Origin of the sequence: Epilithonimonas pallida (genome assembly GCF_900182975.1) — a bacterium.
GTDB lineage: Bacteria > Bacteroidota > Bacteroidia > Flavobacteriales > Weeksellaceae > Epilithonimonas > Epilithonimonas pallida.
This window is the reverse complement of sequence record NZ_FXUO01000005.1, coordinates 300,346-316,537: the sequence shown is the minus strand read 5'-3', so window position 1 is coordinate 316,537 and position 16,192 is coordinate 300,346. Positions and strand designations below refer to the sequence as shown.

Sequence of the window (16,192 nt, the reverse complement as noted above, 5' to 3'; positions counted from 1 at the left end):
TGACGCAATTTAATGATTTCTTGCAATGGTGTAAAATTTATTTTTTTTTCGAAATAACTTCCAGATAAGCCGCAATATGATTATCCAAGGAAACAGTAATTCCACCTATATTTTTGGCTTTCATATACATCAGGACTTTCTCATCTTTTAGAGAATACATCAGAAAATCATTGAATTTATCTTACGAAATTCCGGCTTCTGCAAAATATTCTAAGTCTACATTATTCTGAATCCAAGCCAAACCTTCCTGCAAATCTTCATATTTATAAAGTCTTCTTAGACGTTTTGATTTGCCGCTAACAACATCATAGATTGCCTGAACATTAACCATTGGAGGAATTCTTATTAGCGGCTTTACAATATCATCAACCGCATCAGCTGGTTTTTCGCGAGGTTTTTCCGGACCTTTCGGTAATCCTATATCTTTTCTTAGTTTTTCTTCCTGAGATTCTGCAAGATTTTTATTGATGATTTTCACTCCCTCTATCTCTTGCGGGATTTTCTCCAATTTAACGACCTGAAAATTATTACTGGTAATCACTATTTTTCCTAATCTGTAACTTTCCTTAGCAAACCGAATTTCGTCTCCTATATTAGCATCGATTGAAAATTTCCCATAAGAATCACTATAAGTTTTTTGATTAGTAGTCATATTCACAATCAAAACTTTGGGAATGAGAACTTCGTCCTCCGACATTACGTTTCCTGAAATGTTCTGAGAAAAAGTAAAACCATATAAAATAAGAAAAAGAATCTGTAAAAATCGTTTCAAACGCTGATAGTTTTTTCAAAAATAAACTTCTTTGCTAAAATAAAAATACGGTTTAACTTTCGTTAACCGTATTTTTAAATATTTAAGATTAAAAGTAAACTATTTAACAATGATTTTCTTAGAAACAATTGTTTTCCCATTTTCGGATTCCACATTAACCACATAAATACCAGAAACTAATTTGTCTAATTCAATTCTGTTCTCAGAATTGGAAATATTGGTAATGGTTTGATTGGAAACCAGATTTCCGGAAGCATTATAAACTTTTACATTAGCATTTCCTTTTTGGTTAGTCGCAATTCTTATATTCACAAAGCCTTCTGAAACATTTGTTGGGTAAATATCATTTTTACTAATGTCAATAGCAGCTTTGTTCGATTTCAAAACATAAGGACTTCCGAGGTCATAAACTGGCATATTAAGATTGTTATTCATCGTTTCCGCCTGTAATGTTTCGAGATTTACACTATGAAAAGCGCCGCCTTTTGCACTTGCCAAAACGATTTTACCTTCAGCATTGACTGCAACGCCATTAATCGAAAAATTCTCAGGCAAAGACTTTATTTTCCCGATGAATTTAGCTTTCATATCATTCAAAGACACTTTGAAGACACTTCCAAAAGCTGAAAAAACATAGATATTGTTATTATCATCCGAAATCATATCGCCTCCAAAGCCAGTTTGCATCTTGCTTAACTGATTTTCTCCATTACCAGAGTCATCTTTCACAATTCCCAAATCTGTAACAGCATATTTCCCATCTTTATAAAAAATCTTCAAAAGCTGAGAACCGGAATTAGAAAGTGCATAAATATTTCCATCATTTCCTGTCGACATTCTGGAAAACTGCGAACCAGTGTCGCAAGATGTTGGATTGGAAAGATTATTTTCCAGCAACGTGACGTTTTTGGTCTTGGAATCCAGAATATAAATATTGGAAGAAAACATTGGCATATAAACCAATTTCCCTCTTCCATCGACAGCTAAAGCTGCAATTTGACTGGATAAAGCATTGGCTGAAGATTTAACATCTTCAGAAATATCTTTGTTTAATTTGCTGGAATAAATTCTGGGTTGGTCTTTACCTGACAAAAGAATATTTTCAGTAATTCCTCTTCTGGAATCCAAAGCACGAAAATCCTGAAAAATAATATTTGTAGCATCTTTTCCAGTGAGTGCAAAAATATCCTGCTGAGCAAAAGAACTTGCGCCAATAAACAATAAAAGTAAAGTTGATAGAGATTTTTTCATAGTAAAAGTGTTTAATTAATTGACACTAAGTTAAGTATTTCTACAATATAATACTTACATCAACAAAAAAACCTTCCGTTTTTTACGAAAGGTTTAAATATTTATTGCTTTAATGAATTAATTCAGAACATAACTTGTCCCATCCCGTCCATCTTTCAGCTCAATTCCTTTTTCCAGAAGCTGGTCACGGATCTGGTCAGATAATTCCCAATTTTTAGCTTTTCTGGCTTGATTTCTCAAATCAATCAAAACCTGCAAAGTCTGGTCAAGCTTATCATTATTAGATTCTTCAATCATTTCCAAACCTAAAACTTCAAAAACAATGGCGTTTAGGAATTGTTTCAAATCTTCATAATCTTCTGTGGAAATACTTTCTTTATCCAATTTTGAAGCCGAAATAAACTTCACCGCCTCGAATAAATGAGAAATTAAAATCGGACTGTTGAAATCGTCTGTCAAAGCGTCCAAAACTTTTTCTTTCCAGTTTTTATAATCAAAAGAAGAGGTTTCCACACCTTCAACCTGAGTTTGAGTATTCAAGATTTTCACAGCTTCCATCAGTCGATTAAAACCTTTTTCGCTCGCCAGCATCGCATCATTGGAAATATCCAAAACACTTCTGTAATGAGCCTGTAAAAAGCAAAACCTCAAAACACTTGGATGAAACGCTTTTTCAAAGAAATCATTATTTCCGGTAATCAGTTCCATTGGAAGGATATAATTTCCGGTAGATTTACTCATTCTTTGTCCATTCATCGTCAGCATATTGGCGTGCATCCAATATTTCACCGGCTCTACACCATTGCAAGCTTTCCCCTGAGCTATTTCACATTCGTGGTGCGGAAATTTCAAATCCATTCCACCACCATGGATATCGAATTGGTCACCCAGATATTTGGTGCTCATCGCAGTACATTCTAAGTGCCAGCCTGGGAAACCCTCTCCCCAAGGTGAAGGCCATTTCATAATATGTTCCGGCGAGGCTTTTTTCCAAAGTGCAAAATCCTGTGGGTTTTTCTTTTCGCCTTGTCCATCTAAGTCTCTTGTATTAGCAAATAATTCTTCTATATTTCTTCTGGACAATTCTCCGTAATTAAGACCTCTTGCATTGTATTCCAAAACATCGAAATAAACAGAACCATTACTTTCATATGCAAAACCTTTTTCTACCAAAAGTTTTGTAAGTTCCAATTGTTCGATAATGTGGCCAGTCGCAGTCGGTTCAATAGTTGGCGGAAGCAGATTAAATTTCTTCAAAACCTCGTGAAAATCGACGGTATATTTCTGTACAATCTCCATTGGTTCCAGTTTTTCTAATCTGGATTGCTTGATGAATCGGTCATTATTGATATCGCCATCGTCCGTCAAATGTCCGGCGTCAGTAATATTTCTGACATATCTGACTTTATATCCAAGAAACTGAAGACTTCTGTAAATGAAATCAAAGGACAAAAAAGTTCTCACATTTCCCAAATGCACATTGCTGTAAACCGTTGGTCCACAAACGTACATCCCGATATTACCTTCTAATATAGGTTTGAAAACTTCTTTTTCGCCTGACAGCGAGTTATATATTTTTAGTTGCATTGATTTTAATTAATGATAAATTATAATTGATAAACGATTTAAAATATTGACACAAAACATCAACAACAAATAATTGTTGCTATAAAGATTTTGTTCGATTGTTTTTTAAACTTTATCATTATTAATCGCTTTTAAATGATGATTCATATGACTAATATAATCATCAATAATAAATCTTAAAGTAAAAGATTGTTTTTCAGATTTAGTTGTATCGCAAATATTCTCCAATAGTTCATCGTGAATATTTTCAACTACGTTTACAATCTGAAGGTTCAAATATTTCCACAAATTTATGATGTCCGAAATCGGTGTATTCTGATAGTTTTGAGCTTTCACCCAAAAATTCTGGTCATACACAATATTTTCATTCTCTTTATATTGAGTCACAACAAATCTTCTGATATTAGTAAAAGCACTGTCACAAAGATGACCTAATATTTCTTTTTTAGACCATTTTTCGTCGGACAATTTTTCATCCCATTGACTCTCTGAAATCGAATGAAATTTTGCAATCTGATTTTCTACAATATCTTTAAGTATCTGATAATTCATTTTAATCAAATTTTGCATGACTTCCTACATAATGCAAGAACTCCTGTCTGGTAATTGGATTGGTTCTGAAAATCCCGCTCAATTCTGCTGTAATCGTAGAACTTGCTGTGTCTTTGATTCCTCTGCAATTCACACAAAGATGTTTTGCATCTATGATACAAGCAACATTATTGGTACCAAGAGCTTCTTTCAAAGCGTCTACAATCTGCATTGTCAAACGTTCCTGAACCTGCGGACGTTTTGCATAATAGTCCACAATTCTGTTAATTTTTGACAAACCGATGACTTCACCATTTGAAATGTAAGCCACGTGCGCTTTTCCGATAATCGGCAAGAAATGATGTTCGCAGAAAGAATAAACCGTGATATCTTTCTCAACCAGCATTTGACGGTACTTATATTGATTCTTAAAAGTGGAGACACCCGGTTTATTTTCCGGAAGAAGACCACCGAAAATTTCGTTTACGTACATCTTTGCAACACGCTTTGGAGAATCTTTTAAAGAATCATCAGTCATATCCAAACCCAGAGTTTGCATAATCTCCCCAAATAGCAGTTCGATTTTTTTTACTTTTTCATCAGGAGAAAGATCAAAAGCATCTTTTCTGAGAGGCGTATGATCCTTGCCTGTAAACAGATCATCATCATTATCAGGAAATTGTTCCATAATATCATTATAATATACGGCAAAAATAAACAAATTTGCGGACTATAATTAGAGTAAATTTAAAGTTGTGATTATAAAAAGGATAGATTTGCAACGAGTTTAAAAAAGTAAAAAAAAATTGAAATGATTTGAAATTTTATATATTTGCACCTAAATTAACATAATTAAAAATAAATACTATGTCAGACATTGCATCAAGAGTAAAAGCTATCATCGCTGATAAGCTTGACGTTGAAGAAACAGAAGTAACTCCAGAAGCTAGCTTCACTAATGATTTAGGAGCTGATTCTTTGGATACTGTAGAATTAATCATGGAGTTCGAAAAAGAATTCAATATTCAGATTCCTGATGATCAAGCAGAAAAAATTACAACTGTAGGTCACGCTATTGCTTACATCGAAGAAGTTGTAAATAAATAATATTATCTAGACAAAAAAATTTATGGAATTAAAAAGAGTAGTTGTAACCGGCTTCGGCGCTATTACACCGATCGGAAATAATGCTAAAGAATACTGGGAAAACCTTATAAAGGGCGAGAGCGGTGCTGCTCCTATTACTCTTTTTGATTCCACTAATTTCAAAACTAAGTTTGCCAGCGAGGTAAAAAACTACGATCCTCTTAATTATTTTGATAAAAAAGAGGCTAAAAAAATGGATAGAAATTCTCAGTTCGGTCAGATTGCCGCCAGAGAAGCCATTGCGCACAGCAGACTTATCGAAGATAATGTGAATAAAGATCGCGTAGGTGTAGTTTGGGGATCAGGAATTGGCGGACTGGAAACTTTCGAAACAGAAGTTTTAGGTTTTGCTGAATCTAACGGTATTCCTAGATTCAATCCATTCTTTATTCCAAAAATGATTGCAGACATTACGCCAGGAAATATCTCGATAGAGTACGGTTTCCATGGGCCTAATTACACAACTGTTTCAGCTTGTGCATCATCTGCAAATGCCTTGATCGACGCTAAAATGCTGATCAACCTTGGAAAAGCAGACGTCATCGTTTGCGGAGGTTCTGAAGCGGCTGTTACAGCGAGCGGAATGGGAGGTTTCAATGCGATGCACGCACTTTCTACAAGAAACGACGATCCAAAAACAGCTTCTCGACCTTTCGATAAAGACAGAGATGGATTTGTTTTGGGTGAAGGAGCGGGTTGTATTATTCTGGAAGAATATGAACACGCCAAACAAAGAGGTGCAACAATCTATGCAGAATTAGCTGGTGGTGGTATGAGTGCAGATGCACATCATATGACAGCACCGCATCCTGAAGGTCTGGGCGCTTATCTGGTAATGAAGAATTGTTTAGAAGACGCTGGTGTAACTGCTGATGAAGTAGATCATATCAATATGCACGGTACATCTACTCCACTAGGAGACATCGCAGAATCTAATGCTATTGCAAAATTATTCGGGGAGCACGCTTACGATATTCAGATCAATTCTACAAAGTCAATGACAGGTCACCTTTTGGGTGCTGCCGGTGTTATTGAAGCCATTGCTGCTTTACATACCATTATCCACGGTATTGTTCCGCCAACCATCAATCATTTTACTGATGATGAAAATATTGATAGCAGACTGAACTTCACTTTCAACCATGCGGTTGAAAAAGATGTGAATATTGCTATGAGTAATACGTTTGGTTTTGGAGGTCACAATGCCTGTGTTCTTTTCAAAAAAATATAATATGATGTTTTTATGGAGTTGAAAAATTATTTTTTCAAATTACTTCCAAAAAACAGAACACAAAAACTTTCGGAAAAAGATATTCTTTTTCGCAAAAAAATTTCTGAAATCGTTGGATACAACATCCATAATTTGGAAATCTTTAAAGAGGCATTTTCTTTAAAATCCTCTTCAAAAAGTACGAATAAAAAAAATTACGAACGTCTAGAGTTTTTAGGGGATTCTGTTTTAGGAACCATTATTTCTTGTCATCTTTTTCAGACTTACCCGAATGAAAACGAAGGATTTCTCACGCAGATGAAATCCAAAATCGTAAACAGGAAAAACCTTAATAAGCTTGGAGAAGATCTGAAGTTAAGCTCTTTATTACAAGCGGATACAAGCCAGACGGTACTGAGCGAAAATATCTCCGGAAATCTTCTGGAAGCTTTGATTGGCGCTATCTACCTTGATATTGATTACGAGTTTTGTAAGAAAATTGTTTTGGACAGGATTCTCACACCTTCTACCATCAATAAGCTGGAAAATAAGATTATCAGCTACAAAGGTCTTTTGCTGGAATGGAGCCAAAAGAAAAAAATCCCGATCAAGTACGAGACTTGTGAGGAATTCCAACCGAATAAAGTAACGGTTTTCCGCTGCTACGTTTGGCTTCATAATGAGAGAATCTCCAATGCGGTAGAAGCATCTAAAAAGAAAGCCGAAGAAAAAGCCGCACAACGCGCTTTTTATGTATTGAGCAAAAAAGAAAATATTATTGAAAATCAAAAAACAATTTCTTAAGCTAGAAGAAGATCACACAGAGATCACCATAGGATTGATTCGTCTTATCAAAGCAATCCCGGAGCACGAATTGTTTTTTCTACTCAATAAAACCAATGATTTTAACTTCAAAAGAATTGAAGATATAGCCATCAAAGGGGAATTTTTTGACTATGCATTTTCGCGTTATCAGGCGTATGACAGATTTTCCAAAAACTGTTATCATTTTATTTCTAACAAATCTATTCTATCCACTGAAAAAAAAGTCCAAAATCAGCTTTTTTCAGATGAATCAAATATTAAATTTTTACTAAATCTACACCAAGATGTAGATTACATTTTAACAAATTCCGATATATTTGCGGATTTTTCGTTAATTTTGCTCCCGGAAAATTTTGTATTTAAAATTCAAGAATATTCTTTAAGTTCTGAAGAAGAACTTTATCAATTAATTCAATATTATGAATAAAAACCTAAAAAAAACAAAAATCATTGCAACACTAGGCCCTGCTACTTCTAGCAAGGAAACGATGATACAGATGATACAAGCTGGTGTTGATGTATTTAGAATTAATTTTTCTCACGCCGATTACGAATTGGTAAAGAGAAATGTTGATATAATCCGTGAAATCAATAAAGAATATGGCTACTCGGTCTCTATTTTAGGAGATTTGCAAGGTCCTAAATTAAGAGTTGGTGTAGTAAAAGAAGGCTCTTTCCTTAACCCGGGAGATGTCTTAACTTTTACTAACGAAAAAATGGAAGGAGATTCTACAAAAGTTTATATGACTTACGAGAAGTTTCCTCAGGATGTAAAAGTTGGAGAAAGAATCTTGATTGATGACGGAAAATTGGTTCTTGAGGTTATCGAAACGAATGAAGTAGATACTGTAAGAGCTAAAACAATCCAAGGTGGACCTTTGAGTTCTAAAAAAGGAGTTAACCTTCCTAATACAAACGTTTCTCTTCCTGCTTTGACAGAAAAAGATATCGAGGATGCTAACTTTATGCTAGACAACGAGTTTGACTGGATCGCTCTTTCATTTGTTCGTCATGCACAGGATATCATCGATCTAAAAGATTTGATGGCTAAGCATCCAACTAACAAAACAAAAACGCCAATCATTGCTAAAATCGAGAAACCGGAAGGTGTAAAAAACATAGACCAAATCCTGATGGAGTGCGACTGTCTAATGGTTGCAAGAGGAGATCTTGGTGTTGAAGTTCCAATGGAGCAGGTTCCGGTTATTCAGAAAAATTTGGTTAATAAGGCTAGACTTTACGCAAAACCTGTCATTATCGCTACCCAGATGATGGAAACGATGATTACCAGCTTGACGCCAACAAGAGCAGAAGTTAACGACGTTGCTAACTCTGTATTGGACGGTGCTGATGCTGTGATGCTTTCCGGAGAGACTTCTGTTGGAAAATATCCAGTGGATGTTGTAAGAAATATGGCTAAGATTGTTAAGAATATCGAAAGAACGGCTTTATATTCTAAACTGAATCACGTTATCGAAGAAAAAATCAACTGTGTAGATGAGCGTTTTATCACTGATAAAATTTGCCGTTCCGCTGTTGACATCGCAAAATCGACTGGTGCAGAAGCGATCGTCACTCTTACCGCTTCAGGTTATACTGCCTTCCAGATTTCTGCGCACAGACCTTCTTCTCATATTATCGTTTTTAGCTCTAATAAGCGTGTGATTACAATGCTTAACCTCCTTTGGGGTGTTAGAGCATTTTATTACGACATGCAGAAATCGACTGATGAGACTGTAATCCAGGTTAATATGCTGACTCACAATTATGGTTTTGTAGAGCAAGGTGACTTTGTTGTTAATCTGAATGCAATGCCTGTCCACAATGGTGGAAAAACAAATACATTAAGATTATCTACAATCTAATTTGTAGTAATTATAAAATCAAAAGCCATCGGAATTCGATGGCTTTTTTATTTATGTTTTGTGGGAATTATTCCTTAATAATTTTCTTAGAAACAACGCCGGATTTTGTTTTCACAGAGATAATGTAAACTCCACTTGAGAAGTTATTCAGATTAATTTTCTGAGATTTGGATGCGTTATTGGATTCAAAAATTAATTTCCCGTTCATATCAAAGACAACTATTCTTTCTGCCTTGTCAGGAAATTCAATATTGATAATATCCTTCGTTCTTGTCGGATAGATTTTAATCTCATCTTTACTTGAATCATTAGCTGCTAAAGTCATTTTCTTAGTACCTGTTGCAACCAAAGCAAAATCCTGTGTCGCCGGATTACCTTCCTGATTAACAAGAGAATTTTTATTCGTGACCTCTACTCTATAGATTCCATCTGCTGCTGGATTATCGATAACAATCTGTTCTACATTATCAACTGTATTATCCCCTTTCGTAGCATTGGCATTAGGATCATTAATGTCAAGTTTCCAAGGATAATAGGTCGTTCCTGAACCCACTTCCACTACCCTGAGATCAAGATCATTCACGATTCTGGAAGTATGATTATTTTGGAAGTCACTGTCCGTTGTGAAAGGTGCAATCGCCGGATCAACCCAAGAAATACTTACTTTTAAAGGTTCAGATCCCCTTGCTTTAATTTCTTTTGTGAAGGTAACACCAGATTGCAGATTAACTTTCTCAAGAACAGCATCATCCGTCAATCTGTTTACTAAAACCTGTGCCGCTTTTTTAGCATCAACCAAACCCCAGCCGTACCAAACATCCGGACCTGGTCTTCCTGCTTCATTAGCAGTGTGTGTCAGTAAGGCTTTCATTTCGTCTGCATTGAAGATAAAACTGCTGTTTCCAGCAATATTTCTTTGGATTTGAGTCAAAGCACAGGCAATTCCGGAAACCATCGGTGCAGCATAGGATGTTCCGTAATTAAGTACATAGAGATTCGTAGCGTTTGGACTTGCCGTAGTGTAATTAGCCATTATCATATCAACGCCGACAGCCGTAAGATCTGGCTTCACTGCCCCGTCTTTTCTGGGACCTGCGCTGCTGAAACTTCCTTTTACTACATCACTTGCCTGGGTGTATTTGTGATTTGCAGTAGTTAATTGGTTAACTGCTCCGACTGTAATAATATTTTTTGCCAAAGATCCAAAATAAACACAAGTATTACCCTGGCTGCAGTTAGCAGGAGGAACTTCATCATTAGGACCAAATGTAACCCAGCTGTTGGAAGCAAAACTATATCTGTATTTTACAGAAGATGCATCCGGACCAACTCCATAATAGTTTCCTGTAGATTTGACAATAATCTGTTGCGGTTGTGAATAAACAATTTTATCAAAATTATAGTCATTATCACCATAAGCACCGCCATAAGTATCCGTGTGATTCAAATCATAATTTCCATACCAGTAATAAGTATTGGTAGAATTCGGCTTATTCCAGCCATAATTGGTGCCATAAGAATGATTAGATATATTGAGGCCCGGCAAGCTTGCCAATTTCTCATAATTATTTCCTAAAGCTGTAGTGGCATACATATAATTATCCGTAGTTCCTTGCGGAAGGATACCTTTTGCATTAGCTTTTGGATAAGAAACGCTGCTTTGAGTAAAAGTACCGGTCGCAATTCCGTTACCGATCAAAATACTATTGACGTTAGTACCATGAAAATGTTTTGCTTCCGTTGATGCTTCTTTGTTTACGGCTCTGTTGGTAGTAAATTGCTCATGCGTATCCTGAATTCTTCCGGCATCAAATATTGTAATTTTGACACCATTTCCTGTTAAAGGCGATGTAATACCGGAAACAGTTCCAGCCTGAAGTTCATCAACATTAGCCGTAGCATTGGCGCTTGTTTCTTCTACTGAATAAAAAACAGGAATTTCTCCGGCAAAACCTGCAAGATTCTTCTTCAGACTATCCTTTGCTTTTTGAGAATATCTGGCTGTTGTTTTTAAGAAATAAGAATCAAGCCTATTTTCATTTTGCAATCTTTTTTGAGTGAATTCATTTTTCAGTTTAAGATTCTGTGCATTAGAAAAATAAAATGAAAATATAAAGCTTATACCGAATAAAATTCTTTTCATTATGATTGTTTTTGCAAAGATAATCAATAATAAATCAGCACATTAATTTTTAATACACAATCAAAAAAATTAATACCAAATTTGGATAAATGATACTTTTTTTATGTGATTCAAAATAGTAACTTTACACAAATTTCTAATGTAGATGTATTTAGTTTTCGATACTGAAACCACTGGTTTACCCAAAAATTTCAACGCTCCGCTTTCCGATTCCGATAATTGGCCAAGAATGGTTCAGATTGCGTGGCAATTGCACGACGACGATGGAAATCTAATTGAAAATCAAGATTATATCATAAAACCGGAAGGTTATGACATTCCTTTCAACGCAGCCAGAATTCACGGTATCACGACTAAAATTGCAAACGAAGAAGGTCGGGATCTGGAAGAAGTTCTGAAAGAGTTTGCTCAAGTTCTGGAAAAGGTCAGAGTTGTTTCCGGACACAATGTGGAATTTGATTACAACATTGTAGGTGCAGAATTTCATCGAAAAAATATTAAAGATAATCTGCAGGAAAAACCAAAAGCGGATACAATGATTCTGGGAACAGATTATTGTAAACTGGAAGGTGGACGAGGCGGAAAATATAAATCTCCGAAACTTGAAGAACTCTACGAAAAATTATACGGTCACAAATTTGATGAAGCACACAACGCGGCAGCCGATGTGAACGCTACGGCTCAGGTTTTCTTCGAGATGATGAGAATCGGTGTAATTCCGGCAGATGTTCTGAAAATCCCTGACTCCAGACTAAAGGAATTCCAAAATGCTAACCCGGATCCTATTCAGCCTTTTGGAATTATCATCAGAAGACAGGTTGCAAGCTTCAATAACAAGAAAAAACAATCCGATTTCGGAAGTGTGGATGAAATTGATTTGGGAAAATATTTCCATTTTGACAACCACAGTGTTTTCTCCACATTGACAGCGACTACTAACATCAATGACCTCATCAAAAAAGCAACTGAAGAGAAATTCTCGGCTGTAGGATTAGTTGATATAGGAAATATGATGGGTGCTTTCAAATTTGTTTCTGCAGTGGAAAGTGCCAATTCCGACATTGCAAAAAAATATAAAGAATATCTCTCCAAAAAACAGGAAGCTGAAGAAAAGGGAGAAATGTTCGATGAAGCAGAACCGAATAATGACCAACTGATTCCAATAGTTGGCTGTGAATTTTACATCTCGGACAGATACGAGCAAAAACAATTTACCAAAGATGATCCGGACAGAAGAACACAAGTCGTTCTTTTGGCAAAAGATTTTAAAGGATATAAAAACTTAGTCAAGCTATCAAGTATTGGTTTCCAGAAAGGATTTTACTTCGGCGTTCCGAGAATTAGTCGTGAGCTGATTTCTCAGTATAAAGAAGGGGTTATTGCATTGACTTCCGGTATTTATGGCGACATTCCAAGCACCATTCTTAATATCGGTGAACAGCGCGGTGAAGAATTGTTCCAATGGTGGAAAAATGAATTCGGAGATGACTTTTATGTTCAGATCCAGAATCACAAACTGCCTGAAGAAGAACACTTAAATGAAGTGTTGCTTCAATTCGCGGATAAATATAATGTGAAAATTCTTGCGCAGAATGAGACTTTTTACACCAATAAAAGTGATGCCAATATTCAGGATATTTTAAGCTGTATTAAAGACGGCGAAAAATTATCAACACCAATTGGAAAAGGCTTCGGAAAAAGAAAAGGATTGACTACTGACGAATATTATATCAAGAATTCTGACGAGCTCAAAGAAACTTTCCTGGCTTATCCTGATGCTTTCGAAGCTTATGAGGAATTTTTAGCTAAGTTCAAGCCTTACACATTGAAACGTGATGTATTGCTTCCGAAATTCGATATTCCGCAAGAATTCATCAATCCGGAAGATGACATCGATGGCGGAAAACGTGGAGAGATGGCTTATCTAACTCATTTGACCTATGAAGGAGCGAGAAAACGTTATAATGAAATCACCGATGAAATCAAGGAGCGTCTTGATTTTGAGCTTGATGTTATCGCCAATACAGGTTACCCTGGTTACTTTTTGATTGTTCAGGATTTTTGCAACGAAGCCAGGAATATGGGCGTTTGGGTTGGTCCCGGTCGTGGTTCTGCTGCAGGTTCAGCAGTAGCCTATTGTATTGGTATCACAAATGTTGACCCTATTAAATATGATCTCCTTTTTGAGAGATTCCTGAATCCGGAAAGGGTTTCGATGCCCGATATTGATATTGATTTTGACGATGAAGGCCGTGATAAAATCATCAAATGGGTGGTTGACAAATATGGCCAGGAACAGGTTGCCCAGATTATCACTTATTCAGTACTTGGTGGAAAATCGGCCATTAAAGATGCTGGCCGGGTTTTGGACGTTTCCATTCCTGAGACCAATATGATTGCCAAGCTGGTTCCTTCAACTCCCGGAATGAATATCGGGAAAGCCTTAGCAAAATATGACAAACTAAAACCGGAAGAACAGCAGTTGGTGGATGAAATGAAAGCCGTTCTCGATAATCCGAACGATCCAAGATTTTCGGTTCTGGAAAGCGCCAAGAAAATGGAAGGCTGCATCCGGAACACCGGAATCCATGCCTGTGGTGTTATCATCACACCGGAACCTGTAAGCAATCTGGTTCCGATTACAATTGCTGCAAAAGATGCGGATATCCTGGTTTCTCAGTTTGACAACTCTGTTGCGGAAAGTGCCGGACTTTTGAAAATGGATTTTCTTGGACTAAGGACTCTGACCATTATCAAAGATGCTGTAAAGCTGGTCAAAGAACGTCACGGAGTGGATATTGACCCAGACAAAATTCCGCTGGATGATGCCAAAACTTATCAATTATTTAAAGAAGGAAGAACTATTGGTATTTTCCAGTACGAAAGCCCGGGAATGCAAAAATACATGCGTGAATTGAAACCGACGGTTTTTGCCGACCTTATTGCAATGAACGCCCTTTATCGTCCAGGTCCTATTAAATACATCCCTAATTTCATCAACAGAAAACACGGGACCGAGGAAATCGTTTACGACTTACCAGAACTTGAAGAATACCTGGAAGAAACCTATGGAATTACTGTTTATCAGGAACAGGTAATGCTTTTGTCTCAGAAATTAGCCAACTTTACTAAAGGTGAAGCTGATACATTGAGAAAAGCAATGGGTAAAAAGCAAATTGATGTTCTTAATAAAATGTACCCGAAATTCATTGAAGGTGGACGCAAAAACAACCTTAATGAAGAACGGCTGGAAAAAATCTGGAACGACTGGAAAGCATTTGCAGAATATGCATTCAACAAATCCCACTCAACTTGTTATGCGTGGATTGCTTATCAGACCGCTTATCTGAAAGCCAATTACCCTGCGGAGTATATGGCAAGCGTAATGAGCAACAACATCAACAATACCGCTTCTATCACTATGTTTATGGAGGACTGTAAAGCGATAGGTGTTGATGTTTTGGGACCCGATGTCAATGAATCACAGTATAAATTTTCCGTTAACGAAAAAGGTCAAATCCGTTTCGGTTTAGGCGCTATCAAAGGAATTGGTGAAGGACCAAGCGAAGCGATTACCAAAACCCGGGAAAATGGAAGATTCAAAAACATTTATGACTTTTTTGAAAGAGTTCCTTCTTCTCAGGTCAATAAAAGAGTGGCTGAAAGTTTGGTGATTGCCGGCGCTTTTGATGAACTCGACTCTTATCACCGTGGGCAGTATTTTGATCTGGATTCTGCCGGAAGAACTAATATTGAAAGACTTTCAAGATATGGACAAAGTTTCCAGGACAGTAAAAACGAAATGGAGAATTCGCTATTTGCGGATTTCGCCGAGGAAGTTCAGATTGAGCAGCCAAAATTGGCACCTTGTGCGGAATGGCCAAATATGCATAAGCTCAATAGGGAAAAGGAGATTATCGGATTCTATCTTTCTGCGCATCCTTTGGACGAATTCAAATATCAATTCCAGTTTATGCAGGGTGTTCTTTCTAAAAAAGCAGTTTTGGAAGAGAAGAAGGAAGAAGTCGTTTTGGAAGAGGTAGTTCCGATTTTGGAAGCAGACAGCATTCCTGACGAAGACATTCCGGACATTGCTGTTTCAGATGAAGGCGGACTGGAAGATGAAATCATCGAAGAAATTACTATAAAAGCAGAACCGAAAGGTAATTTTAATTTCCTGAATCTTGATGAAGTTGAAGCCTTTAAGGACTTGGCCTTTCCTCCAAAAACTGCAGAATTGTTCGAAGAAAAAAAGAGCTGGAAAGATCGCCAAAACGAAAAAGACAACACCAAAGAATATACAGTTGCGGGATTAATTACAGAATATCGCGTCGCGGACGGTTTCCGAAGCGGGGAAAAAGTAGCTTTCGTGATGCTGGAAGATTATACAGGTTCCTACTCTTTCCGATTAGGCGACAGAGACTATATGCGACTGAAAGATAAACTGGAAGTACAGCGATTCGTGATCATGAAAATCAAATTCACACAAGGGAAAGACGGACGTGTTTTTGTGAATGTCAACGATGTTCTTGAACTGAAGGAAGCCTTTGACAGATTCGCAAAGAGCTTGTCAATTGTTGTACCGCTAGAATCCTTAAGAAAAACCGATATTGAGTTTTTCAGAGAAAAACTGATTCAGAATCAAGGTGAGCAAAAGCTTAATTTCTTTATCAAAAATCCGGAAGACCAATCTGTTTTGGAAGTGGTCTCTATGCAGCATCATATTAATATCAATGAAAACCTGCTGGAAGTAATTCATCAGATCAATAATTATGAAGTTTTTTTGAATTAATGCGATAATACAGTTCAATAGAAATTAATTATAATTAATATTTTATCAAATATTAAATAAAAATCTGTTT

13 protein-coding genes are annotated in these 16,192 nt (G+C 36.5%); 6 read left to right on the top strand and 7 right to left on the bottom strand.

Annotation, left to right across the window (positions count from 1 at the left end):
• Positions 1–37: 37 nt before the first annotated feature.
• The 6 genes from QOL71_RS11910 to folE form a co-directional block, all read right to left on the bottom strand.
• Positions 38–160, bottom strand: coding sequence for a hypothetical protein (locus QOL71_RS11910; RefSeq protein WP_283417128.1), 123 nt, complete (start codon positions 158–160; stop codon positions 38–40).
• A 21-nt stretch (positions 161–181) separates the two neighbouring features.
• Positions 182–772: a hypothetical protein gene (locus QOL71_RS11905; protein ID WP_283417127.1), complete on the bottom strand. Its 591-nt coding sequence runs from the start codon at positions 770–772 to the stop codon at positions 182–184.
• Between the two features lie 99 nt (positions 773–871).
• A complete protein-coding gene (locus tag QOL71_RS11900; RefSeq protein WP_283417126.1) occupies positions 872–2,023 on the bottom strand; it encodes a T9SS type A sorting domain-containing protein in 1,152 nt (383 codons plus the stop codon).
• Between the two features lie 117 nt (positions 2,024–2,140).
• Complete coding sequence (cysS, locus tag QOL71_RS11895; RefSeq protein ID WP_283417125.1) at positions 2,141–3,610, bottom strand: cysteine--tRNA ligase; 1,470 nt, start codon at positions 3,608–3,610, stop codon at positions 2,141–2,143.
• Between the two features lie 105 nt (positions 3,611–3,715).
• A complete protein-coding gene (locus QOL71_RS11890) occupies positions 3,716–4,162 on the bottom strand; it encodes a DinB family protein (RefSeq protein WP_283417124.1) in 447 nt (148 codons plus the stop codon).
• A gap of 1 nt (position 4,163) precedes the next feature.
• Positions 4,164–4,829, bottom strand: coding sequence for a GTP cyclohydrolase I FolE (gene folE, locus QOL71_RS11885; protein ID WP_283417123.1), 666 nt, complete (start codon positions 4,827–4,829; stop codon positions 4,164–4,166).
• A 179-nt stretch (positions 4,830–5,008) separates the two neighbouring features.
• Here folE and QOL71_RS11880 point away from each other — a divergent pair, with 179 nt between their 5' ends.
• Genes QOL71_RS11880 through pyk form a run of 5 tightly spaced genes read left to right on the top strand, consistent with a single transcriptional unit; the run spans position 5,009 to position 9,187 of the window.
• On the top strand, positions 5,009–5,248 hold the full coding sequence (locus QOL71_RS11880) for an acyl carrier protein (RefSeq protein WP_002976354.1): 240 nt from the start codon (positions 5,009–5,011) through the stop codon (positions 5,246–5,248).
• Between the two features lie 22 nt (positions 5,249–5,270).
• Positions 5,271–6,518 (top strand): beta-ketoacyl-ACP synthase II, encoded by a 1,248-nt coding sequence (gene fabF / locus QOL71_RS11875; protein ID WP_283417122.1) that lies wholly within the window; start codon positions 5,271–5,273, stop codon positions 6,516–6,518.
• A 12-nt stretch (positions 6,519–6,530) separates the two neighbouring features.
• Positions 6,531–7,301, top strand: coding sequence for a ribonuclease III (gene rnc / locus QOL71_RS11870; protein ID WP_120212655.1), 771 nt, complete (start codon positions 6,531–6,533; stop codon positions 7,299–7,301).
• Positions 7,276–7,749 (top strand): IPExxxVDY family protein, encoded by a 474-nt coding sequence (locus QOL71_RS11865; RefSeq protein ID WP_283417121.1) that lies wholly within the window; start codon positions 7,276–7,278, stop codon positions 7,747–7,749. The genes rnc and QOL71_RS11865 overlap by 26 nt, the downstream gene beginning before the upstream one ends.
• Entirely contained in the window at positions 7,742–9,187 is a 1,446-nt protein-coding gene (gene pyk / locus QOL71_RS11860; protein ID WP_283417120.1) for a pyruvate kinase, read from the top strand. The genes QOL71_RS11865 and pyk overlap by 8 nt, the downstream gene beginning before the upstream one ends.
• 67 nt (positions 9,188–9,254) lie before the next feature.
• Here the strand turns inward: pyk and QOL71_RS11855 are convergent, their stop codons facing one another.
• A complete protein-coding gene (locus QOL71_RS11855) occupies positions 9,255–11,330 on the bottom strand; it encodes a S8/S53 family peptidase (RefSeq protein ID WP_283417119.1) in 2,076 nt (691 codons plus the stop codon).
• Between the two features lie 145 nt (positions 11,331–11,475).
• On the opposite strand from QOL71_RS11855, the gene dnaE reads away from it, so the two are divergent.
• On the top strand, positions 11,476–16,122 hold the full coding sequence (gene dnaE / locus QOL71_RS11850; RefSeq protein ID WP_283417118.1) for a DNA polymerase III subunit alpha: 4,647 nt from the start codon (positions 11,476–11,478) through the stop codon (positions 16,120–16,122).
• Positions 16,123–16,192: the final 70 nt, after the last annotated feature.